Source organism: Pseudomonas sp. EA_5y_Pfl2_R50 (assembly GCF_963970475.1).
In the GTDB taxonomy this organism is placed as follows: domain Bacteria; phylum Pseudomonadota; class Gammaproteobacteria; order Pseudomonadales; family Pseudomonadaceae; genus Aquipseudomonas.
Genome location: NZ_CAXAPT010000002.1, coordinates 403663 through 425377, shown reverse-complemented (window position 1 = coordinate 425377; position 21715 = coordinate 403663). Strand labels below are relative to the sequence as shown.

Below are 21715 nucleotides of genomic sequence, written 5' to 3'. Positions count from 1 at the left end.
ACTCCTTTAAGGATTCAATAATAAAAAATAGGTAATTCAGATGGCTTCGGCCGTCACACCCCCAAGGATAGACGGCAATTGCAAGGACTCAGCTCAATATGGAGATGGTCCCAAGGTATTTCAAGGCGCGTGGCAGATTGTCGCAATCAAGACTGTCCAGCCAGTGTATATCTTCCCAGCTGCGCAGCCAGGTGAACTGGCGTTTGGCCAATTGACGCGTGGCAATGATGCCGCGCTCCTGCATTTCAGCCAACGACAGCGTGCCATCCAGATAATCCCAGACCTGGCGGTAGCCTACCGCACGTATAGACGGCAACCCTGAATGCAGGTCACTTCTTTTACGCAGGGCTACGACCTCGTCAATGAACCCCTGTTCCAGCATATTTGTGAATCTTTGTTTAATGCGCTCGTGCAGTACCTGGCGATTTGCCGGGGCAATGGCCAAGTTCGCGACAGTATAGGGCAATTGTTGCAGTCCCGAAGCGGCTGCTTCAGTACTTTGCGCAGATTGTTGTTCGCGCAGGGTAGTCATGCTCTGACCGCTGACCCGATAGACTTCCAGCGCGCGACTCAAGCGCTGCGGGTCGTTCGGATGAATCCGCGCAGCGGACACCGGATCGATCACTGCCAGTTGATCGTGCAACGCTTGCCAGCCAAGGCGTGCAGCTTCTTCTTCGATCTGCGCCCGCACCGCAGGATCGGCCGCAGGCATGTCCGCCAGACCTTCGACCAGCGCCTTGTAATAGAGCATGGTTCCGCCGACCAGCAACGGAATTTTCCCGCGCGCGGTGATTTCCGCCATGGCTTGCAGGGCATCGCGACGGAAATCCGCGGCCGAATATGCTTGCGCCGGATCAAGAATATCGATCAAACGGTGCGGAAACTCGGCCAGCAGGTTCCTGGAAGGCTTGGCGGTGCCGATGTCCATGCCGCGATAGACCAGCGCCGAATCGACGCTGATCAACTCGCACGGCAGTACCTTGGTCAGCTCGATGGCCAGATCGGTCTTGCCCGCAGCGGTCGGGCCCATCAGGAAAATCGCTGGAGGAAGCTGGTTCATCAACGACCGCGCAGAAACAGTTTGTCCAGATCGTCCAGACCCAATTGGGTCCAGGTCGGCCGGCCATGATTGCATTGACCGCTGCGCTCGGTGTTTTCCATGTCGCGCAGCAAGCCGTTCATTTCCGGCAGGGCCAGGCGCCGGTTGGCGCGGATCGCACCGTGGCAGGCCATGGTGCCGAGCAGTTCGTTCAGGTGTGCCTGAATCCGGTCGCTGGTGCCGTATTCCATCAAGTCCGACAGCACGTCACCCACCAGACGATTAGCCTCAGCCTGCTTCAGCAAGGCTGGAATCTGGCGGATTGCCAGGGTTTCCGGGCCCAGCCGCTGCAATTCAAAGCCCAGGCGCTGAAACCACGCCGAGTGTTCTTCGGCGCAATCGGCTTCGCGCTGACTGACCGCAAGCGACTCCGGCACCAATAACGGCTGGCCACTCAAACCTTCGCTGGCCATCGCAATCTTCAAACGCTCGTACATGATGCGCTCATGAGCGGCGTGCATGTCCACCAGCACCAGTCCCTGTGCGTTCTCGGAAAGAATGTAGATGCCTTTCAACTGCGCCAGCGCATAACCCAGCGGCGGAATGTCTTCCTGACCCGCCGGCAGTGCATTGGCGTTAGCCTCTGGCAACGGCGCAAAAAACTCGCGGTACGCAGCCTGAGCCTCGGCAGCGGGCGGTATCGCCGATTGCGGGCGCGGTGTGTATTGATACTGATAAGCGCCGCCAGCGCTGGCACCGGGCGACGCATTGAACGCCGGTTGCGCCTGCGGTTGCTCCAGCAGCGCATTGGCGGCCAGACGCATTTCACCCTGCGGGCCGAACTCACCGGCATCGAGGCCGGTTGGCCGGACGACGGCGGTGGTCACGGAACCAGCGAGCTGGTCTTCCGGACGCACATCGCCCAACGCGCGGTGCAACGTGCCATAAAGGAAATCATGCACCATGCGCCCGTCACGGAAGCGCACTTCGTGTTTGGTCGGGTGCACGTTGACGTCGACTGCCGCCGGATCGACTTCGAAAAACAGCGCAAAGGTCGGATGGCGACCATTGAACAGCACGTCGCGATAGGCCTGACGCACCGCATGGGCCACCAGTTTGTCGCGCACCGCCCGGCCATTCACGAAGAAATACTGCAAATCGGCCTGGCTACGGTTGAAGGTCGGCAGACCGACCCACCCCCACAGATGCAGGCCGTTGCGCTCGATCTCGATCGGCAGCGCCTGCTCCAGAAAACCCGAACCGCAGATCGCCGCCACGCGCCGCGCACGGGCCGCATCATCATGGGCCTCATGCAGACTGAGGATGGTCTTGCCGTTGTGGCGCAGATGGAAGGCCACATCGAAACGCGCCAGCGCCAGACGCTTGATCACTTCCTGCAAGTGATCGAATTCGGTTTTTTCGGTCTTGAGGAATTTGCGTCGTGCCGGCGTGTTGAAGAACAGGTCGCGGACTTCCACCGAAGTGCCGACCGGGTGCGCGGCTGGCTGAACCCGAGGCGCCATGTCGCGGCCTTCGGTTTCGACCTGCCAGGCCTGCTCGGCACCACGGGTGCGCGAGGTCAGGGTCAGGCGTGCCACGGAGCTGATCGATGCCAGTGCTTCACCACGGAAGCCCAGACTCATCACCTGCTCAAGGTCTTCGAGGTTACGGATCTTGCTGGTGGCGTGACGGGCCAGTGCCAGCGGCAGGTCATCGGCGGAAATACCGCTGCCGTCATCACGCACGCGCAACAACTTGACGCCGCCCTGCTCGACATCGACATCGATGCGCCTGGCACCAGAGTCGAGGCTGTTTTCCAGCAATTCCTTGATCACCGAGGCCGGACGCTCAACCACCTCACCGGCGGCAATCTGGTTCGCCAGCCGCGGGCTGAGCAGCTCGATGCGCGCAGCAGCGTTCAGCACTTCGTTCATTCTTTGGACGCCAGTTCGGTGCCAGGAATGGTCAAGTGCTGGCCGACTTTCAACTCATCGCTTTTCAGGTTGTTCGCACTGCGCAATGTCGCTGGCGACACTTGATAGCGCACGCCGATCATTGCCAGCGTCTCCCCCGGGCCGACACGATGATCGCGCGGGCCTTGGGCGATCTTGCCGGAGTCACGCAGCCAGGCAATGTAAGTGCCCGGTGGCGGGTTTTGCTGGAAGAACTGGCGCACGCCGCTGCTGATCGAACGCGCCAGCGCTTGCTGGTGGCTCGAGGCGGAGAGTTTCCTCGCTTCGTTGGCGTTGGAGATGAAGCCGGTTTCGACCAGGATCGACGGGATGTCCGGCGACTTCAGCACCATGAACCCGGCCTGCTCCACGCGCTGTTTGTGCAACGGCGTCACACGACCGATGTTGGTCAGGACTTTCTGGCCGACGTTGAGGCTGGAGGTCAGCGAGGCGGTCATCGACAGGTCGAGCAACACGCCCGCGAGCATGCGGTCCTTGTCGTCGAGGCTGACGTTGCCGGCACCACCGATCAAGTCAGAACGGTTTTCGCTGTCGGCCAGCCAACGGGCGGTCTCCGAAGTCGCGCCGCGATCAGACAAAGCAAACACCGACGCACCGAAAGCGGCGGTAGACGGCGCGGCGTCTGCGTGAATCGAGACAAACAGATCAGCGCCCTTCTTGCGGGCGATTTCGGTACGGCCACGCAACGGGATGAAGTAGTCGCCGGTACGGGTCAGTTCGGCGCGGAAGCCTTTCATGCCGTTGACCTGACGCTGCAGTTCGCGGGCGATCTGCAGCACCACATCTTTCTCACGCTGGCCCCGCGAGCCGGACGCACCCGGGTCTTCGCCACCGTGACCGGCGTCGATGACAACAATAATATCGCGCTTACCCGCCGGGGCCGGCGGCAACTTGATCGAAGGTTCAGTCGGCGTAACCGGCACCGCTGGCACGGTCGCCACCTTGGGTGTCGGCGCAGGTGGCGGCGCCGCGTCGGCCGGGTTGTCGAACAGGTCGACCACCAGGCGATTGCCGTACTGCGCGTTCGGCGCCAGCGAGAAGCTCTTCGGGGTGACGGCTTTTTTCAGGTCGATGACCACCCGCAGGTCGGTCGGCGTTCGCTGGGCCGAGCGCATTGCAATGATCGGCGTGTTTGCGGTCTGCACATTCAACGGCGCACCGAGGGTGGCACCGTTGATGTCGATGACCAGCCGATCCGGCGCGGTCAGGGTGAAGACGCTGTGCTGAACCGGTCCGCTCAGGTCGAAAACCAGTCGCGTGTTATCCGGCGCCCGCCACAGGCGCACGCTGTTGACCTTTGAATCGGCCACAGCGTTGACGGTTACTGCCATCAACAACAGTCCAGCGGCAGCCACCATCGCGCGAAAGCGCATACCTAACCCCATCATTTAATTGGTTTCCAATGCCAAAGCGGCACACCAGATCTCGCCACGCGAGCCCTGGGATGAAATTTTCAGCGAACGCCCGCTGTCTTGCGGGCTAATGGTAATGGTCAGGTCAGGCTTTGGCAAAAAGCCTGCACCTTTATCGGGCCATTCGATCAGACACATCGCGTCGTCTTCGAAGTAGTCGCGGATGCCGAGAAACTCCAGCTCTTCCGGATCGACCAGCCGATACAGGTCGAAGTGGAAGGCGCGGATGTCACCGATTTCGTAGGGTTCGACCAAGGTAAAGGTCGGACTTTTTACCGCACCGACGTGCCCCAGCCCGCGAATGATCCCGCGCGACAGCGTGGTTTTGCCCATCCCCAGGTTACCTTGAAGAAAAATCAGTCCATGGCCCTGGGTCACGCGGGCGATCCGTGCACCAAAGTCGCTCATGGCCTGTTCATCGGCCAGGTACAGGGTTACTTCAGACACGGTGCTTGCTCCTCCAACAACTGACGAATGACTGGAATCAGATCACTGGCCGCCAGCCCTCGGCCGAATTTACCTTGTTGCATTCCCGCATTGGCGTGCAGCCAGACCGCCAGGCACGCGGCATCGAAACCGTCCATGCCTTGCGCCAACAGCGCACCGGTCAAACCGGCCAGCACGTCACCGAGGCCGGCTGTGGCCATGGCCGGATGACCTTGATGGCACACCGCCAAACGGCCATCGAAGTGGGCGATCAGACTGCCGGCACCTTTGAGCACGACAACCGCTGAGTACTTTTCACTCAACGCCAACGCTGCTGCCGGACGATCCGCCTGGACCTCGGCAGTACTGATGCCCAACAACCGCCCCGCCTCACCCGGATGCGGCGTGATCACGCAATCCTTGGGCAAGGTGACGAAACCACTCGCCAGCAGGTTCAACGCATCGGCGTCCCAGACCTGTGGCAAGTTTGCATTGGCAGCGGCGGACAACAGCGCGCGCCCCCAACTGGCCTGCCCCAACCCCGGGCCGATCACCAGCACAGAGGCTTTCTCCAGCAACCCCATCAACTGATTGGCCGACGATGTGCCAAGCACCATGACTTCCGGCACTCGCGCCAGCGCTGCCGGAACATGCTCGGGACGGGTCGCCAGCGACACCATGCCCGCGCCGCTGCGCAAAGCCGTTTCGGTACTGAGCGCAATCGCCCCGCCAAACCCGTGATCGCCGCCGATCAGCAACACATGGCCGAAACGGCCTTTGTGCGACGTCGGAGCGCGCGCCGCCAACCCCGGAAGATTAGCCGGGTAAAGCCGTCGGGCGATGACCGTAATGTCACGATAGATGTCGGCGCAGGCTTGCAAATCGTTAAATACCAATTGGCCGACGTGGTCCGCCGCGTCGCCGGTGAACAGGCCGATTTTCAGCCCGATGAAGGTCACGGTCAGATCGGCCTGCACCGCAGCACCCAGCACCTGCCCGGTGTCAGCGCTTAGCCCGGAAGGGATATCGACGGCTGTCACTGGCAAACCACTGGCGTTGATGGCCTTGATCGCAGAGATATAGGGCTCGCGCACTTCACCGCTCAAACCCGTGCCGAGCAAGGCATCAAGAAGGACGCCGCGAAGCTCGCTTTGAGCCTGCCAATCCTGCACCGCGACATTTTCAGCCAATGCCGCGGCATGGGCCAGCGCGGCATCGCCCTGCAAACGTTGCGGATCGCCGACGGCCAACACTCGCACCTGCCAGCCTGCTCGCTGCGCCATCGCCGCGACCAGATAACCGTCGCCGGCATTGTTGCCATGTCCGGCCAGCACCGTCAGCTCGGTCGCCGACGGCCATTGCCGAACCAGCGCACGCCACGTTGCATGGGCCGCGCGCCGCATCAGTTCGAAGCCCGGCGTACCGGCGGCGATCAGCCGTGCATCGAGTTCGCGCACCTGTGCGGCGCCATACAGCGCGTCGGGTAATTGATCTTTCGTGTGCGGCATGCGTCTTCGGGCTCCGATGTCTGGCAGAATTATACGCACCTCAGCTCCGGTTTCTCTCGCCTCATGTCCGCCATCACTACAGACCTGCCCGCCCTCGCCCAATCGATCAAGGATTGGGGCCGCGAGCTGGGCTTTCAGCAAGTCGGCATCAGCGGCCTCGATCTGGCCGGGCATGAGCAGCATCTGCAGCGTTGGCTCGCGGCCGGCTACCACGGCGAAATGGAGTACATGGGCGCCCACGGCAGCAAACGTTCGCACCCGGAAGAGCTGGTACCAGGCACGTTGCGCGTGGTCTCGCTACGCATGGACTACCTGCCGGGTGATACCGAAATGGCCAAACGCCTGACCCAACCGGAAAAAGCCTACGTGTCGCGTTATGCCTTGGGCCGCGATTACCACAAATTGATCCGTAAACGTGTTCAACAATTGGCTGACAAGATCCAGTCGGAGATCGGCCCATTCGGTTTTCGTGCGTTTGTCGACAGTGCCCCAGTGCTGGAAAAAGCCATCGCCGAGCAGGCTGGACTGGGCTGGATCGGCAAAAACACCCTGGTGCTGAACCGCAAGGCTGGCAGTTATTTCTTCTTGAGTGAACTGTTCGTCGATCTGCCGCTGCCGGTGGACGAGCCACACAGCAGCGAACATTGCGGGCGCTGCACCGCGTGCCTCGATATCTGCCCGACCAACGCCTTCGTCGGCCCCTACGTACTGGACGCTCGCCGCTGCATTTCCTACCTGACCATTGAGCTGAAAAACGCGATCCCCGAAGACCTGCGCCCGCTGATCGGCAACCGCGTGTTCGGCTGCGATGACTGCCAGATCGTCTGCCCGTGGAATCGCTTCGCCAAGCCCTCCGGCGAAAGCGACTTCAAGCCACGGCACAATCTGGACAACGCCGAACTGGCCGAGCTGTTTTTGTGGGACGAGGACAAATTCTTGAGCAGCACCGAAGGCTCGCCGCTGCGTCGCGCCGGGTATGAGCGCTGGCTGCGCAATCTGGCGGTCGGCCTCGGCAACGCGCCGTCGAGCATTCCGGTGCTCGAAGCATTGAAGGCGCGGCGAGACTATCCGTCAGAGCTGGTGCGTGAGCATGTGGAGTGGGCGCTCAGGCAGCATGCCGAACGTCAAGGCGCGTCGTTATAGACGAACTTGGGCATTTCCCAGTGAAAACGGATCGCGAGCAGACGCAACAGGAAACCGCCAAATAGCGTGATCAAGATCGCCTGCTCGCTCGGCACATTCAGATACAGGCAAAGCATGTAACACCACGCCGCCGCGAAGGAGACGCTGGCGTACAGCTCTCGGCGAAAGATCAGCGGGATGTCGTTGCAGAAGATGTCGCGCAAGATGCCGCCGAAGACCCCGGTGATCACGCCGCTGACCGAAGCGACCAGCATGCCGTGGCCCATTTCCAGCGCGGTCATGCAGCCGATCAGAGTGAACGCCACCAGACCCACGGCGTCGAGCACCAGAAACAGCGAGCGCAGGTGACGCATCCAGCGTGCCGTGAACACGGTAAACATCGCCGCCACCGAGGTCAGCACGAGGTATTCCGGGTGTTTGACCCACGTCAGCGGATAGTGCCCGAGCAGCACGTCGCGCACAGAACCGCCGCCCAACGCGGTGACGCAGGCAATCAGCACCACCCCGAACCAGTCCATGCCGCGACGCCCGGCAGACAGCGCGCCAGTCATGGCTTCAGCGGTGATGGCGACGAGATAGAGCATCAGCAACATGATGGCGATCCAGGCAAGAGGGCGCGCAGTCTAGCCATTTCGCGGCGGCACCAAAAGGGGGCAAGCCACCCCCTGCTGAGTCACGCCTGATCAGAACTTGATGAAGTGCTTACGGTAATGCTGCAGTTCGGCGATCGATTCGCGGATGTCATCCAGCGCCAGATGCGTGCTGCCCTTCTTGAAACTGTCGCGCACGTCCGGCGCCCAGCGTGCCGCCAGTTCCTTGAGCGTCGAGACGTCGAGGTTGCGGTAATGGAAGTAGCTTTCCAGCCCTTTCATGTGGGTATAAAGAAAGCGACGGTCCTGGCAGATGCTGTTGCCGCAGATCGGCGACTTGCCCTTCGGCACCCATTTCTCGAGGAAAGCGATGGTTTCGGCTTCCGCTTCGGCCATGCTGATGCGGCTGTCGCGCACGCGCTGGGTCAGGCCGGAGTTGCCGTGGGTGCGGGTGTTCCACTCGTCCATGCGCGCGAGGACTTCGTCGCTGTGGTGAATGGCGATCACCGGGCCTTCGGCCAACGTGTTGAGGTCGCTGTCGGTGACGATAGTGGCCATTTCGATGATGACGTCGTTTTCCGGGTCCAGACCGGTCATTTCCAGGTCGATCCAGATCAGGTTCTGCGGGTTTGGCATGTTTCGGCTCCTAGGCAATGCTGCGCAGTTTAGCCTAGCCCGATGGCCGGGCGTGCTAAACTCGCGGCCGTTTTACCTAATCGCTGCATTCTTCAGACGGAACACCCATGGCCAAACGCCAACTCAATCGTCGTCAAAACTGGCGCATCGAAAAGATTCAAGGCGAACGCGCCGCACGCGCCGCCAAACGCGAGTCCTCGGCTGTCGAAGCCCTGGAGGGCGGTGACCTGGGCCCGGAACAGACCGGCCTGGTGATTGCTCACTTCGGTGTGCAGGTCGAGGTCGAGGCGGTTGACGGCGATCAGGCCGGCCAGGTCTTCCGTTGCCACTTGCGCGCCAACCTGCCCGCGCTGGTCACCGGTGACACCGTCGTCTGGCGTGCCGGCAACCAGGGCATCGGCGTGATCGTTGCGCAACTGCCGCGCACCACCGAGCTGTGCCGTCCGGACAGCCGCGGCCAGTTGAAGCCGGTCGCGGCCAACGTCGACATGATCGTCATCGTCTTCGCCCCGCTGCCCGAGCCGCATGCCAACCTGATCGACCGCTACCTTGTAGCCGCTGAACACGCCGGCATCCGTCCGTTGTTGCTGCTGAACAAGTTCGACCTGATCGACGAGCAGAACGCCCCGGCGCTCAACGCGTTGCTGGCGGTATACCGCACGCTGGGTTATCCGGTGCTGGAAGTGTCGGCGCACCACGGCAACGGCATGGAACAACTGCAACAGCAGCTCGACGGCCGCATCAGCGTGTTCGTCGGCCAGTCCGGCGTCGGCAAGTCCTCGCTGGTCAACAGCCTGCTGCCTGAAGTGGAAACCCGCGTCGGGCCGTTGTCCGAGCTGTCCGGTCAGGGCACGCACACCACGACCACCGCGCGCCTGTTCCACTTCCCCGGTGGCGGCGAACTGATCGACTCCCCGGGCATCCGCGAATTTGGCCTGGGCCACGTCAGCCGCGCCGACGTCGAAGCCGGTTTCATCGAGTTCAACGATTTGCTCGGCACCTGCCGCTTCCGCGATTGCAAACACGACCGTGAACCGGGATGTGCCTTGCTCAAGGCCCTGGAAGATGGCCGCGTACAACAGCAGCGGATGAACAGCTACCGCTCGATCATCGCCAGCCTGCCGGAAAACGGCTACTAAACACCAGCACCGGCAGCACCTCGCCCGAGGGCTGCCGGATGTCGGACCGCGCCTGACAAATCCCCGATCCCGTTAAACGTCAGACCTTTCTGACAGGCTCGCGCATGCCTGCTTGCAGGACATTTCTCTTTCACCACCCAACCCTTGTAGGCACGTTCCAGATGCCTAGATTGGGGTCCTCCTTCGCACCTTTGCGACCTTCGAGGCCCCCATGCAGACCTATCACCTGTTCATCAGCCATTCGTGGAACTACGCCCACGCTCACGACAATCTGGTACGCCTGCTCGGCGCCAAGCCGGATTTCAGTTTCAAGAATTTTTCCGTGCCGTCACATAACCCGATCTTGGGTGCGCAGACTGACAAGCAGCTCGAAGAGGCCATCGAAAACAAGATTCGCCCTTGCTCGGCGGTGCTGATCATGGCCGGGATGTATTCGACCTACAGCAAGTGGATCAACAAGGAAATCGAGATCGCCAAACGCATGGGCAAGGTGATCATCGCGATCAAGCCATTCGGCGCCGAGCGCATTTCCACCGTGGTGCGTGAAGCGGCGCACGCCGAATGCGCGTGGAACACCAACAGCATCGTCAGTGCGATTCGCTTGCACACGGCGGTGTAACCATGCGTAAGGGACTGTTTATCGGCATCAACCACTACGCCCATGTCGCTCCTTTGAGCGGTTGTAACAACGATGCAATGGCCATGGCTTCGGTACTGGAGCGCCACGCCAACGGGCGCCCGAACTTCAGCAGCAAAGTGCTGACGTCGGCTGAAGAACAACTAACGCTCAAATACATGAAACAGCAGATCCAGAGCCTGTTCTCAGGCGACTGTGACGTGGCACTGCTGTATTTCGCCGGTCATGGGCAGTTCGACACCAGCATCGACGAAGGACTACTGATTCCCCAGGACTACCAGCCTGGCGGAGACGGTATCCGCATCAGCGACATTCTGCTGTGGGCTGATCAGGCGTCGCAGATCAAAAACAAAATCATCATTCTCGATTGCTGCCAGGCCGGTGCAGCGGGTGCCATGCGCAATTTACGCGGCGGCAGCAGTGTGATCGGCGAAGGCATGACCATTCTCACCGCCTGCAAAAAAGAACAGTACGCCCTCGAAAGTCGCGGCCACGGTGTGTTCACGGATCTGTTGCTGCAAGCGCTGCATGGTGGCGCTGCCAACGTACTCGGCAAGGTCACCCCCGGTAGCGTCTATTCGTTTGTCGACAATGCGCTGGGAGCCTGGGAACAGCGTCCGGTATTCAAGACCAATGTGTCGCAGTTCGTGCCACTGCGCGAAGTGGCACCGCTGATTGCCGAAGAAACCCTACGCAAACTCAAGGACTGGTTCCCCGAGCCGAGTTTCGTCTTCAGGCTCGACCCCAGCTACGAGCCCACCGAAGCGCTGTTCGACCCCGAGCACGGCGACATCTTCAAGCAACTGCAAATGTGCAATCGCCACAGCCTGATAGAACCGGTGGGCGCCGAACATATGTATTACGCGGCCATCAACTCCACCGGCTGCCGCCTCACCGCGCTCGGCGCCTACTACCGCGAACTCGCGATCAAAGGACACTTCTGATGCCTGTCTTTATCAGCTACCGCCATATGGATCGCCTGCATGCCGTGGCGATCAACAGCCGCCTGAAACAGGCCAACATCAAAACCTACCTGGATGTGCTCGACCCGGAATCGCAGACCACTGACGACATCACCGGGGTCATCACCCGCAACATCACCGAGTGCACGCACTTGCTGGCGGTGGTTTCGGAGCGGACTGCTTCGTCGTGGTGGGTGCCGTTCGAGATTGGCGAGGCAACCATCAGCAATCGGCGGATTTGCTCGTTCAAGACCGGGCCGGCGGAACTGCCGTTGTATCTGGATAAATGGCCGAAGCTGAGTACGGATAAAGATCTGGATTTCTTTATCGAAGCGTATCGTGAGGAAGTGTCGAACAAGCGCTCGATGTCGCTGGAATCGATAAGCGAATCCGTTAAGGGCACCTACAAACGAAATGCCGAGTTTTTCCATGAACAACTGAAGAACCGCATTCGGCGCGGGTTCTGACAGACGTAAAAAAGCCGCGACACCATCGCGGCTTTTTACTTTCAAAGTCCGGGCGCGACTCTATCCAGCTTCCAGCCCAACGCATCCAGCGCGTCACAGCCGTCCTGAAGCAGGAGGTGCGCGGCGCAGGCGAAATGTTCCAGATCATGACCTTCGGCGTCTTTGACGCAAAGGCAACTCACGCTGTTGAGCATATTGCGCACAGTGTTGATTCGATATTTGGCATTTTCGAGAAGTGCCGAGGCCTTGGCTTCGGTGTCGATGTAGAGCGTGGGGGTGCTGCTGAGGTTGCCTTGAAGGGGGCGATAATCAGCCATGGTCAAACTCCAATGGTTTATGAATATTCCATCTTGTTTCGACCGGCTAAGATCGGTCATCGAGTGCTCCGTGACGGACGAACTATAAGTGAGCCCTTGGGTGAAATGAAACCCGTTTTATACGTCTCGGAGCCTTCCTACATCACTCTGCGAAACGGCCTCGGCCACCGCTTGTTACTTGGAAGCTTCCGGCCACTTCGCATTTACGTGCTCCAGATCGACTAGTCGCGTGGCGGGACCATCGGCTGTCGGGCGCTCAGTGACAACTTGGGGGCATAGGTAATCAACCAACTTTGCCAACTCGAAACTAAAGCGCTTGAAACGGTGCTTGGTCTTTCTGAGGCGAGGCGGACAGCTAGCAAGTCTCGCTCGTCACTCTGCAGGATCTTCTTTGAGTACAAACTCAAACCCAATACCCGCCTCCTTCAGCACCTCAGCAGCGCGATCAATAAAGAGTTCGCCTTGCTCTGACAGCTCGTATTTGCCCTGAACACGGATGATAGGAGACTTACCCAACGCCCCCGGAATCTCTGTGTAAATCTCGCCGCTCTCGATGAAAGCAACGTACATGTTGATCTTGTCTTGCAGCAGTTGCAGATGCTCGCCTTGCTCGGCTTTATCTCTCCATGCGAGGTGGTCAGAGATGCCGAGAACGATCTTGCTGCTGTCCCACTTTGGGATGCCCCACATATCGATGATTTTGGCGTCTGTTACTGACATGACAGCTCCTTAAATTCCGCAGTTTTACTTCGGTCGCACAACGTCTACACGGGTGGGCGAGAGGGCCGTCCCTCCCGGGAATCCCGGCTTGCCCTTGCCGACAATGACCCCGCCGCCCCGTTCAATTTCTGGGAACGCTTGTTTTTGATTGCGTGTCAGTGGTGCTGTTTCGGAGGCTTTGCATTCGACACAGGCAATATCCCCGTTCGAGTCTCTGCCAATCATATCGAGACGGGTTCTCGTGCCGCTCTCTGTTTTGATTGTGACCTGTTGAGCTGACTCCTCCATTTCTTCGGAGAACCCGTCGTAAGTCTTGTCTTCGAACTCAGCCCCAGCAGCCTTGTTCTTCTCCAACTGCGTACTGAGCACAATGTAGATGGGCTCAAGTCCCGCATCAGCGGGAAACCAGATAATTGCATCCTGGAATTCGGGGGGATGCTTTGGATTTGCCAGTACGGTGTCAGATTGTGCGGTCGGCGGATACACCCACACCGGGGGCAAATATGGGGCGCCCTCAAGTGCAGGAATACCCAATACACCATCGGAGTTCGCCGCTGGCGTCCAAGTAAGCCCAATGCCGCTGCCGATGTCAGCAACGTAGTTCTCGCCATCCTTCGTTGCCTTGATGACAGGGACATTTTCCCAGTCCCTTTTACCTCCTGTGTAGAACCCGTAAGCGTTAACGGAGCCATCCGGCAGGGTCTTCACGTTGACTCGTACGCGCGTGAGGCCAGCATCAAGTGTGGCGTATTGATCGTTTGTGTAAAAAGCACTGTCGGGGGCAATGCTGGTGTTCGGCATTAGTAGTGCGATGGTGCCCACGGCGGCTCCTGCCGCAACGGCTCCAGCACCTTCCAGCAAGGTCAGTGCGAGTGAACCACCAAGACGTTCAGCAATTGCACTGACAGTAGCAGACCCGCCAACCAGCTGCAGTTGGGTGCCTTGGGCGGTAATCGCAGCCCCTGTTCCAAGCACAGCCCACAGTCCGTAGTCGGCCAGTTTCTCAACAGGCACAAAACCGGATGGATTGCTGTGGTTGATTATTCCGTCAGGGAGGTTACAGCTCTTGGCGAACACACAGCCCACGGTTTCGGGCTTCGCCTCTTCTTTCGAGGGGATGTCTTTGTATTCCGCCCAACGCTGGGCATAGATATCAACAGGCTCTACACCCTTGTTGCGGTAGCCCTTCGGAGGGTTGGGTACGTATCCGCTCACACTGAGCTTCCTTTTCGTCCTTGGAGAATCCCGGCTCATAGCTGGGGCAGACTGACGTTACCTGGAAGCTCAAGCGCTGGCTGTAGGGCAATTCCCAAAAACTGCAATACCTGATCATCGGTGAACACCAGCAAATGGCCGCCCGCCGAAAACGAGAAAAGCCCTGCAAGCGTGAACCTGCCGAGCTTCTCGGACGAGACAACAGGCACAAAAAAGCCGACATCACTGTCGGCTTTTTTGTGGGTCACTGCTTCGGCGCGGGGGCCGGGGCAGTGGGCGGTGGAGTGGCTGGCGCCGCACTCCCCGGTTCCGCCGGTTTCGGTGCGGCGTCGTCGAACAGGTTCAGGCGTTCGCGCAACTCGTGTGCCGGTACCGGTTGCTGATCCGCCGGCAGAGCGTTCGGATCGACCGGCGCTGCCGGAGCGGCGTCGTTCTGGCCTTGATCCTCCGGTTTAGCCGCGTCGGCACCTTGCGCGCCTTCGATAGCGGCCTGGGCCTTTTTGGTCAGCACGACGATATCGATGCGACGGTTGACCGGGTTGAACGGGTTTTCCCGGTCAAACAGCGCCGACGAGGCATAACCGACGACCCGCGCCACTTGCGCGTCCGGATAGCTGCCGGCAACCAGGGCACGACGGGCCGCGTTGGCGCGGTTGGCAGAAAGCTCCCAGTTACCGAAATCGCCGGTGCCGGTGTAAGGCTTGGCGTCGGTGTGGCCGCTGATGCTGATCTTGTTCGGCACCGCTTTGATGGTGTCAGCCATGGCCAGCAGGATGTCTTCGAAATATGGCTTCAGGCGTGCAGAGCCGGAGTCGAACATCGGCCGGTTCTCGGCGTCCATGATCTGGATGCGCAAGCCGTTGGGCGTGATCTCGAAGAGGATCTGATCCTTGAATTTCTGCAGTTGCGGGTTCTCGTCGACCTTGTTCTGCAGCTCTTGCAGGAGCAGTTCCAGGCGTTCCCTCTCGACCTGTTCGGCCATGCCTTCGACCTGTTCGGTATCGATGGTGACCTTGTCCGGTTGCGGCTGGGACTTCACCTCAGGGTTGAGGGTGTTTTCCGGCGCCAGGGTCGGCGTACCACCCAAATCGATGATGTACGGCGTGCCGCTTTCGGAAAAGCCGACCGGGTCTTTGAAGTAACCGGCGATAGCGATCTTCTGCTCCGGCGTCGCGGTGGACAACAGCCACAACACCAGAAAGAACGCCATCATCGCCGTGGCGAAGTCGGCGAAGGCGATTTTCCACGCCCCGCCGTGATGCCCGCCGGCTATGCGCTTGACGCGCTTGATGATAATCGGCTGATTATTTTCCATGTCTTAGCGACCGCGAACGGCTTGTTCCAGCTCGGCAAAGCTTGGACGGTGGGCCGGGTAGAGCACCTTGCGACCGAACTCGACCGCCAGCGATGGCGGCATGCCGGAAGCCGAAGCCACCAGCGAAGCCTTGATGGCTTCGTAGACGTTCAGCTCTTCCTTCGCATCGTGGGCCAAAGAATGTGCCAACGGGCCAAAGAAACCATAAGCCGCGAGAATACCGAAGAAGGTACCGACCAGTGCCGCACCGACGTGCAGGCCGATGGACTTCTGGTCACCGTCACCCAGAGAAGCCATGGTCACCACGATACCGAGTACCGCCGCGACGATACCGAAACCGGGCATGCCGTCGGCGATACCGTTCACTGCGTGGGACGGGTGTTCAAGGTCTTCCTTGAGGCTGTACAACTCCATGTCGAACAGGCCTTCGAGTTCGTGCGGGGCCATGTTGCCAGACGACATGATGCGCAGGTAATCGCAAATGAACGCGGTCATGCGCTCGTCTTTGAGCACGGCCGGATACTTGGCGAAAATCGGGCTCGCGGCGGCGTCTTCGATATCGCCTTCAATGGCCATCATGCCTTCGCGGCGGCTCTTGTTGAGGATCTCGTAGATCAGGCCAAGCACTTCCAGATAGAACGTGTGGCTGAAGCGGGAACCAAACATGCTCAGGGACTTCTTGAGCACGTGCATGGTCATATAGCCAGGGTTGGCCTGCAGGAATGCACCGAGTGCGGCACCGCCGATGATCAACACCTCAAAAGGCTGAATCAGGGCGGCAATCTTGCCGTGGGAAAGCACGTATCCGCCGAGCACGCTCGCGAATACGACGATGATGCCGATAATTTTAGCCATAGGTAGAAAGTACTTACTTAAGTCGGGTTCAAGGTCATATTCGGAAGTTAAAAAATCTCTTCTTCTACTTATCGGCAAAACTGCGCCAGACTATAGCCAGTTCAGGCGAAAAGCCAATTTAGCCCATGCCGGGCGCGTCTACAGTCAGTGAAGATCCCGTCCAGACATGGCTAATGAAACGAACGTCCCACACGCTAGACCGACCACGCTCGACGGCTGGGTCAAGCTCCTCGACAGCGTCCGCCTGCCCGTGCCGCAAGAGGCTCACGACAAGGTTTGCCGGGCGATCCGCGACAACCGAAGCTCGCTGCGCGACATTGCCGACCTGATGCAGGACAGCCCCGCGCTGGCCTTGAGCGTCATCCGTGAGGCGAATCGTCACACCCACGGCAACATGAGCGCGCCAGCGGAAAATCTCGAAGTCGCAATCACCCGCCTCGGCCTCGCCCGCACCGAAGAACTGCTCGCGCGCCTGCCTGCCCAACCGCAGATGCAAATTCCCAAGGCCCTGCGCCAACTGCAGATGATCAGCCAGCACGCCACGCAACAGGCCAACGGCTTTTTCGCCAGTCGTCTGGCGCGGCTGTGGCAGGACATTCATTGGGGCAGCCTGCTGTTTCTGTCGCCGCTGTGGCCGCTGGCGCTGACGTATCCGCAATTGCTTGAAGAGTGGGAGCTGCGGGTGATTCACAAGGGCGAATCGGCACGCGTGGTCGAAAAGCAACTATTCGGCGTGCGCCTGCTGAAAATCGCTGAGGCGCTGGTGCAAGCCTGGCATCTGCCGATCTGGGTGCAGCAGGGCTATAAATTGCTGCTCAGTGAACAGCGCGAACTGGTGAAAGTGCTGCGCATCGCCCGGGACAGTGAACACCCGCTGCGCCAGCAAAACCGCCTCGACGATGACCCGACCCTGCGTCGCTGGCTCAACCAGCCGGCCAACACCGTGCTGTTGGCCAACGGCCTGGCGCTGTCGGCTCAACAGGCCTGGGACAGTCCGCACAGTGAGCGCTGGCAGTACCTGACAAGCCTTTATCTGCAAGTCTCGATGGACGAAGTGCAACAACAACTGCACCAGCAGGCTGCCAACAGCGCACGCCTGCATGCAATGCCGGATCTGTGGCACCCCGCGGTTTCGCTGTTGTGGCCTTGGGGCACGCGCCGTTTGCCGGCGGGTATGTTGCCCGCCGCTGCGCCAACCTCGGAAGATCTGACGCAATGGCGCCGGCAATGCGCTGAACTGCTCGCCGAACCGAGCCGCTTCACCAATGCCATGAGCCTGACCGTCGCCGCTCGCGATGCGCTGGTCGCCAGCGGCATGCGCCGGGTGATGATCCTGATGGCCGACCGCACGCAATCGAGCCTGCGCGTGCACCAGATCCACGGCTTACCCAAAGAAGCGGCTGCCTTGAATTTCGTCGTCGGCCAGAGCAAGGTCCTGCAACGACTGCTCGCGCAACAGGCACAGGTTCGCATCACGCCAGAGAACGATGCGCAATTTTCCGCCCTGCTGCCTGCGAGCCTGCGCACACTGTTTCGTGGCGAGCATCTGTTCCTGCGTTCACTGGTCAACAATGGCCGGGTGATCATGATCGTCGTCGCCGATCAGGGCGGCGGGCCGTTCGCCGACATTACCGTACAAGCCTTCGGTAAAACCGCGCAATGCGTTGAAAAAGCCCTGCACAGCTTTAGCAGCCGTGGCCGATGAGGCTGCGCTACAATCCCCCCCTTTGTGCTCTGGAGACCTCACATGTCTGACTTCTCTGGCTTGCCGCTCGTCATCGAACCGAGCGACTTGCTTCCTCGGCTTGAGGCCAGCAACCTGATTCTGGTGGACCTGACCAGCCCCGCCCGCTACGCCGAAGGTCATCTGCCCGGTGCACGCTTTGTCGACCCGAAACGCACCCAGTTCGGCCAGCCGCCGGCGCCGGGACTGCTGCCGGCCAAAGCGGATCTGGAAGCATTGTTCGGTGAGCTGGGCCATCGCAAGGACGCGGTCTACGTGGTTTACGATGATGAAGGCGGCGGCTGGGCCGGACGCTTCATCTGGCTGCTCGACGTGATCGGTCACGACCAGTACCACTATTTAGACGGTGGTCTGCCGGCATGGCTGGCGGATGGCATGCCGATGTCGATCCAGGTACCCGCGGCCGTCGGTGGCCCGGTGCCGTTGACTTTGCACGAGGAGCCGACGGCGACCCGTGAATACCTGCAAAGCCGTCTCGGTGCTGCCGATCTGGCGATCTGGGATGCGCGCGGGCCGCTGGAATACTCCGGCGAGAAAGTGCTGGCGGCCAAGGCCGGACACATTCCCGGCGCAGTCAATTTCGAATGGACGGCGGGCATGGACAAGGCACGTCAGCTGCGCATCCGCACGGACATGCCGCAGATTCTCGAAAACCTCGGGATCACCAAGGACAAGGAAATCATTACTCACTGCCAGACCCATCACCGGTCGGGCTTCACTTATCTGGTGGCCAAGTCCCTCGGTTATCCGCGGGTCAAGGGCTACGCCGGTTCCTGGGGCGAATGGGGCAACCACCCTGACACGCCTGTCGAGATTCAAGTTTCCAAGGACAACCAATGAAAGAGCGTCTGTTTATCCTCAGCCAGTACCTGCTGCCTCATCACCTGCTGTCACGTCTGGCCGGCTGCATTGCCGAGTGCCGCGTGCGCTGGTTCAAGAATGCCTTCACCCAATGGTTCGCCAAGCGCTACCAGGTGGACATGTCGCAAGCGCTGGTCGAAGACCTGACCGCTTACGAGCACTTCAATGCGTTCTTCACCCGCGCCCTGAAAGACGGCGCGCGTCCGCTGGACGAAACCCCGGGCGCGATCCTCAGCCCGGCCGATGGTGCGGTCAGCCAGCTCGGCCCGATTGAGCATGGCCGGGTGTTCCAGGCCAAGGGCCACAGCTTCAGCGTGCTGGAACTGCTCGGCGGTGACGCGGCCAACGCCGCGCCGTTCATGGGCGGCGACTTTGCCACCATTTACCTGTCGCCGAAGGACTACCACCGCGTGCACATGCCGCTGGCCGGCACCCTGCGCGAAATGGTCTACATCCCGGGCCGGATCTTCTCGGTCAACCAGACCACCGCTGAAAACGTCCCGGAACTGTTCGCCCGCAACGAGCGCGTAGCATGCATTTTCGACACCGAACGCGGGCCAATGGCCGTGGTGCTGGTCGGCGCAATGATCGTCGCTTCGATTGAAACCGTGTGGGCCGGTCTGGTCACGCCGCCGAAACGCGAGCTAAAGACTTTCCGCTACGACGAAGCCGCACGTGCGCCAATTCACCTGGAAAAAGGCGCTGAACTGGGCCGCTTCAAACTGGGTTCGACCGCCATCGTGCTGTTTGGCCCGGATCAAGTGAAATGGGCTGAAGAGCTGGTCGCCGGTTCACCCGTGCAAATGGGTCAAGGCCTGGCGCTGCCAAAAGCCTGATTGATCGTCTGCGGGGGCCGCCTCAGGCGCTCCCGCAGATTGCCTCATTTGCTGCTATGGTTTTTGGCATGAGCCAGACCATTTCCCCTCCACAGCTGCGCGCCCCGACCCCGAGTCAGCCGCGCCTGTCGTTTTGCGAAGCCAACCCGCGCGACCTCAAGCGCTGGATCGCCGGCCTGCCCAAGGCCAATATCGGCGAAACCGCCCGCCTGCTGTATCAGGGGCTGGGTGAACTCAACCAATTGCTCACCCCCAGCGACAACCGCCTGCACTTGCTGGAGTTGCTGCGGCCCGAGGTTTACTTCGTCTGCCAGCACCTGGAGCGACACTTCCTGCATCAGGCGATCATGCTCGATGAGCGTTCACGCAAGATCAGCAATCTCTGCCAGGCCCTGCAAAGCCATCTGGCCATCGGCTACAAACAGATCGTCCTGCGGATTGCGCCCAAGTACGCCAAGGATCGCGCCGCACTGGTCGGCATGGCCCTGCAACGCGCCGTTCATGCGATGAAAAGCCAACTGCTGCGCGCCACGCAGTTGTACAGCTCGCCGCCGGAGCATGTGTGGTTCGAGTTGCATCAGCTCTATCGCACCGCCTGCGAACTGCAGCTGCAACAGCGCCGGATAAACGACGATCTCGCCAGCCTCACCACCGAACTCAGCGTTGAACAGACCTACATCGCCGCGCTGCTGCTGGGCAGCGCCCGTTGCAATCAGATGCGGCAGAACCAGATCGCGCGCCTGACCGAAGTGCTGGAACCGTGGAGCGCCCTGCTCAAGTTGCATCCCGGTCGCCCTGGCGACGGTCTGTTTGCGATCAGCCCGCAAATCGATGCCGGTCCACGTTATCGCAACATGTTTCGCAGCGAGCAACAGCCCGGATTACTCGGTTTCGACCCGCAGGCGCTAGTGAACGCCATCGAAGCGCATCTGGGGCAAATGGATACGTCGACACCGTTGCCGGTTCCGACCGGGCTCAGCGTCGACACCCTGCAACATCTGCATGCCACTTGGGGGCAGGCAGCCGAGCGCAGTTTTCAGCGCACCGTGGGTCAGGGCGATCTGACCGTGTGCGTCGGGATGAGCGCCCTGCACTTCTACCTCGGCGGGGAACGCAGTTTCAGCGAACTGCTGAAACACCCCGGCGCCCGCGCGGCGAACTTCAGCAACGCCGTCGCCAAGGGTGAAAAGGACAGCTGGAGTCAGGCGTTCGACGCGGCGCCGCAGAACAGCGAGCAATTTTTGCCGTATGAAGAAATCCAGTACGACCACTTGGTTGAGGACGAAAACACCAGCGACAGCACACCGCACTACCCGACTTACGCCTTACCGGTGATCAACCACAGCCCCGGTGGTTATTGCCTGGCGTGGCCAAGCGAGGTCCCCGCCGAGTTGCAGGCCGGGGAAATGCTCGGGATTCAGGACAGCGTGAGCCTGGGCTGGAGCATCGCGGTGATTCGCTGGATTCGACAGGTGCGTGGTGGCGGCACGCAAATGGGCATTGAGCTGGTGGCACCCCATGCCCAGCCCTGTGGCCTGCAACTGGTGCGCTCGCGAGACGATCACAGTCAGTATCTGCGCGGGCTGCTACTGCCGCAAATCAGTGCGATTGATTTGCCAGCAACCCTGCTCGCGCCACGCTTGCCGTTTCAGGAAGGCCATAAAGTGCTGATCAATACCCAGGGCGAAAAACACCGCGCCGGGCTGGATCGGCGGGTGGCGAGTACGCACAGTTTCAATCAGTTTGCTTATCGCTCGCTGGAGGCCGCACGGGATGGCGGGAGCGAGGAGGATTTTGATTCGTTGTGGAAATCGCTCTAGACCGAGGCGTGCCCTTCGCGAGCAGGCTCGCTCCCACATTTGAAATGCATTTAACTGTGGGAGCGAGCCTGCTCGCGAAGAGGCCAAGTCAAGCGATAGA

The 21715-nt window shown here is 60.4% G+C and carries 22 protein-coding genes; 9 read left to right on the top strand and 13 right to left on the bottom strand.

Annotated features, from left to right (window positions below; translation table 11 throughout):
* Positions 1-88 precede the first annotated feature (88 nt).
* The 5 genes from miaA to AACY19_RS05100 are packed head-to-tail and all read right to left on the bottom strand — an operon-like array spanning position 89 to position 6358.
* Positions 89-1060 (bottom strand): tRNA (adenosine(37)-N6)-dimethylallyltransferase MiaA, encoded by a 972-nt coding sequence (miaA, locus tag AACY19_RS05120; protein WP_339448566.1) that lies wholly within the window; start codon positions 1058-1060, stop codon positions 89-91.
* Positions 1060-2961: a DNA mismatch repair endonuclease MutL gene (mutL, locus tag AACY19_RS05115; protein WP_339448897.1), complete on the bottom strand. Its 1902-nt coding sequence runs from the start codon at positions 2959-2961 to the stop codon at positions 1060-1062. The genes miaA and mutL overlap by 1 nt, the downstream gene beginning before the upstream one ends.
* Positions 2962-2969: 8 nt before the next feature.
* Positions 2970-4343: an N-acetylmuramoyl-L-alanine amidase gene (locus AACY19_RS05110; protein ID WP_445262292.1), complete on the bottom strand. Its 1374-nt coding sequence runs from the start codon at positions 4341-4343 to the stop codon at positions 2970-2972.
* A 57-nt stretch (positions 4344-4400) separates the two neighbouring features.
* The gene (tsaE, locus tag AACY19_RS05105; RefSeq protein WP_339448562.1) at positions 4401-4871 is read right to left on the bottom strand and encodes a tRNA (adenosine(37)-N6)-threonylcarbamoyltransferase complex ATPase subunit type 1 TsaE; all 471 of its coding nucleotides are present in this window, start codon (positions 4869-4871) and stop codon (positions 4401-4403) included.
* On the bottom strand, positions 4859-6358 hold the full coding sequence (locus AACY19_RS05100; RefSeq protein WP_339448560.1) for an NAD(P)H-hydrate dehydratase: 1500 nt from the start codon (positions 6356-6358) through the stop codon (positions 4859-4861). The genes tsaE and AACY19_RS05100 overlap by 13 nt, the downstream gene beginning before the upstream one ends.
* 63 nt (positions 6359-6421) lie before the next feature.
* On the opposite strand from AACY19_RS05100, the gene queG reads away from it, so the two are divergent.
* Complete coding sequence (gene queG / locus AACY19_RS05095; RefSeq protein ID WP_339448558.1) at positions 6422-7501, top strand: tRNA epoxyqueuosine(34) reductase QueG; 1080 nt, start codon at positions 6422-6424, stop codon at positions 7499-7501.
* Here queG and AACY19_RS05090 read toward each other — a convergent pair.
* Together AACY19_RS05090 and orn are read right to left on the bottom strand one after the other, a co-directional pair.
* Complete coding sequence (locus tag AACY19_RS05090) at positions 7483-8097, bottom strand: TRIC cation channel family protein (RefSeq protein WP_178120910.1); 615 nt, start codon at positions 8095-8097, stop codon at positions 7483-7485. The genes queG and AACY19_RS05090 overlap by 19 nt on opposite strands.
* A gap of 87 nt (positions 8098-8184) precedes the next feature.
* Positions 8185-8727 carry an oligoribonuclease gene (gene orn / locus AACY19_RS05085; protein ID WP_016985703.1) on the bottom strand — a complete coding sequence of 181 codons (543 nt, stop codon included), beginning with the start codon at positions 8725-8727 and terminating at the stop codon, positions 8185-8187.
* A gap of 107 nt (positions 8728-8834) precedes the next feature.
* Here orn and rsgA point away from each other — a divergent pair, with 107 nt between their 5' ends.
* The 4 genes from rsgA to AACY19_RS05065 all read left to right on the top strand — a co-directional run bounded on the left by rsgA (position 8835) and on the right by AACY19_RS05065 (position 11932).
* Positions 8835-9866: a small ribosomal subunit biogenesis GTPase RsgA gene (rsgA, locus tag AACY19_RS05080; RefSeq protein WP_016985702.1), complete on the top strand. Its 1032-nt coding sequence runs from the start codon at positions 8835-8837 to the stop codon at positions 9864-9866.
* A 211-nt stretch (positions 9867-10077) separates the two neighbouring features.
* Entirely contained in the window at positions 10078-10485 is a 408-nt protein-coding gene (locus AACY19_RS05075; RefSeq protein ID WP_339448550.1) for a TIR domain-containing protein, read from the top strand.
* Positions 10486-10487: 2 nt separating this feature from the next.
* Positions 10488-11447: a caspase family protein gene (locus AACY19_RS05070; RefSeq protein ID WP_339448548.1), complete on the top strand. Its 960-nt coding sequence runs from the start codon at positions 10488-10490 to the stop codon at positions 11445-11447.
* Positions 11447-11932 carry a toll/interleukin-1 receptor domain-containing protein gene (locus AACY19_RS05065; protein WP_339448546.1) on the top strand — a complete coding sequence of 162 codons (486 nt, stop codon included), beginning with the start codon at positions 11447-11449 and terminating at the stop codon, positions 11930-11932. The genes AACY19_RS05070 and AACY19_RS05065 overlap by 1 nt, the downstream gene beginning before the upstream one ends.
* 41 nt (positions 11933-11973) lie before the next feature.
* Here the strand turns inward: AACY19_RS05065 and AACY19_RS05060 are convergent, their stop codons facing one another.
* From AACY19_RS05060 to motA, 6 genes are all read right to left on the bottom strand, one after another.
* The gene (locus AACY19_RS05060; protein ID WP_339448893.1) at positions 11974-12249 is read right to left on the bottom strand and encodes a hypothetical protein; all 276 of its coding nucleotides are present in this window, start codon (positions 12247-12249) and stop codon (positions 11974-11976) included.
* Between the two features lie 372 nt (positions 12250-12621).
* A complete protein-coding gene (locus AACY19_RS05055) occupies positions 12622-12969 on the bottom strand; it encodes a DUF6572 domain-containing protein (protein ID WP_339448544.1) in 348 nt (115 codons plus the stop codon).
* 24 nt (positions 12970-12993) lie between these two features.
* A complete protein-coding gene (locus AACY19_RS05050; protein WP_339448542.1) occupies positions 12994-14184 on the bottom strand; it encodes an S-type pyocin domain-containing protein in 1191 nt (396 codons plus the stop codon).
* Positions 14185-14219: 35 nt separating this feature from the next.
* Positions 14220-14432, bottom strand: coding sequence for a hypothetical protein (locus tag AACY19_RS05045; RefSeq protein WP_339448540.1), 213 nt, complete (start codon positions 14430-14432; stop codon positions 14220-14222).
* Positions 14429-15499: a flagellar motor protein MotB gene (gene motB, locus AACY19_RS05040; protein ID WP_339448538.1), complete on the bottom strand. Its 1071-nt coding sequence runs from the start codon at positions 15497-15499 to the stop codon at positions 14429-14431. The genes AACY19_RS05045 and motB overlap by 4 nt, the downstream gene beginning before the upstream one ends.
* 3 nt (positions 15500-15502) lie before the next feature.
* On the bottom strand, positions 15503-16354 hold the full coding sequence (gene motA / locus AACY19_RS05035; RefSeq protein ID WP_339448536.1) for a flagellar motor stator protein MotA: 852 nt from the start codon (positions 16352-16354) through the stop codon (positions 15503-15505).
* 166 nt (positions 16355-16520) lie between these two features.
* Between motA and AACY19_RS05030 the strand changes: the two genes are divergently transcribed.
* The 4 genes from AACY19_RS05030 to AACY19_RS05015 all read left to right on the top strand — a co-directional run bounded on the left by AACY19_RS05030 (position 16521) and on the right by AACY19_RS05015 (position 21615).
* Positions 16521-18059: an HDOD domain-containing protein gene (locus AACY19_RS05030; RefSeq protein ID WP_339448534.1), complete on the top strand. Its 1539-nt coding sequence runs from the start codon at positions 16521-16523 to the stop codon at positions 18057-18059.
* A gap of 42 nt (positions 18060-18101) precedes the next feature.
* Positions 18102-18938, top strand: coding sequence for a thiosulfate sulfurtransferase (rhdA, locus tag AACY19_RS05025; RefSeq protein WP_339448532.1), 837 nt, complete (start codon positions 18102-18104; stop codon positions 18936-18938).
* Positions 18935-19795, top strand: coding sequence for an archaetidylserine decarboxylase (gene asd, locus AACY19_RS05020; protein ID WP_024011354.1), 861 nt, complete (start codon positions 18935-18937; stop codon positions 19793-19795). The genes rhdA and asd overlap by 4 nt, the downstream gene beginning before the upstream one ends.
* A 68-nt stretch (positions 19796-19863) precedes the next feature.
* On the top strand, positions 19864-21615 hold the full coding sequence (locus AACY19_RS05015; protein ID WP_339448530.1) for a molecular chaperone: 1752 nt from the start codon (positions 19864-19866) through the stop codon (positions 21613-21615).
* Positions 21616-21715 lie beyond the last annotated feature (100 nt).

Bases quoted from the DNA above. Each gene is read 5' to 3' on its own strand.
- miaA (WP_339448566.1), bottom strand. From the start codon at position 1,060: ATGAACCAGCTTCCTCCAGCGATTTTCCTGATGGGCCCGACCGCTGCG.
- AACY19_RS05110 (WP_445262292.1), bottom strand. From the start codon at position 4,343: ATGGCAGTAACCGTCAACGCTGTGGCCGATTCAAAGGTCAACAGCGTG.
- AACY19_RS05100 (WP_339448560.1), bottom strand. From the start codon at position 6,358: ATGCCGCACACGAAAGATCAATTACCCGACGCGCTGTATGGCGCCGCA.
- queG (WP_339448558.1), top strand. From the start codon at position 6,422: ATGTCCGCCATCACTACAGACCTGCCCGCCCTCGCCCAATCGATCAAG.
- orn (WP_016985703.1), bottom strand. From the start codon at position 8,727: ATGCCAAACCCGCAGAACCTGATCTGGATCGACCTGGAAATGACCGGT.
- rsgA (WP_016985702.1), top strand. From the start codon at position 8,835: ATGGCCAAACGCCAACTCAATCGTCGTCAAAACTGGCGCATCGAAAAG.
- AACY19_RS05075 (WP_339448550.1), top strand. From the start codon at position 10,078: ATGCAGACCTATCACCTGTTCATCAGCCATTCGTGGAACTACGCCCAC.
- AACY19_RS05070 (WP_339448548.1), top strand. From the start codon at position 10,488: ATGCGTAAGGGACTGTTTATCGGCATCAACCACTACGCCCATGTCGCT.
- AACY19_RS05065 (WP_339448546.1), top strand. From the start codon at position 11,447: ATGCCTGTCTTTATCAGCTACCGCCATATGGATCGCCTGCATGCCGTG.
- AACY19_RS05060 (WP_339448893.1), bottom strand. From the start codon at position 12,249: ATGGCTGATTATCGCCCCCTTCAAGGCAACCTCAGCAGCACCCCCACG.
- AACY19_RS05055 (WP_339448544.1), bottom strand. From the start codon at position 12,969: ATGTCAGTAACAGACGCCAAAATCATCGATATGTGGGGCATCCCAAAG.
- motB (WP_339448538.1), bottom strand. From the start codon at position 15,499: ATGGAAAATAATCAGCCGATTATCATCAAGCGCGTCAAGCGCATAGCC.
- motA (WP_339448536.1), bottom strand. From the start codon at position 16,354: ATGGCTAAAATTATCGGCATCATCGTCGTATTCGCGAGCGTGCTCGGC.
- AACY19_RS05030 (WP_339448534.1), top strand. From the start codon at position 16,521: ATGGCTAATGAAACGAACGTCCCACACGCTAGACCGACCACGCTCGAC.
- rhdA (WP_339448532.1), top strand. From the start codon at position 18,102: ATGTCTGACTTCTCTGGCTTGCCGCTCGTCATCGAACCGAGCGACTTG.
- asd (WP_024011354.1), top strand. From the start codon at position 18,935: ATGAAAGAGCGTCTGTTTATCCTCAGCCAGTACCTGCTGCCTCATCAC.
- AACY19_RS05015 (WP_339448530.1), top strand. From the start codon at position 19,864: ATGAGCCAGACCATTTCCCCTCCACAGCTGCGCGCCCCGACCCCGAGT.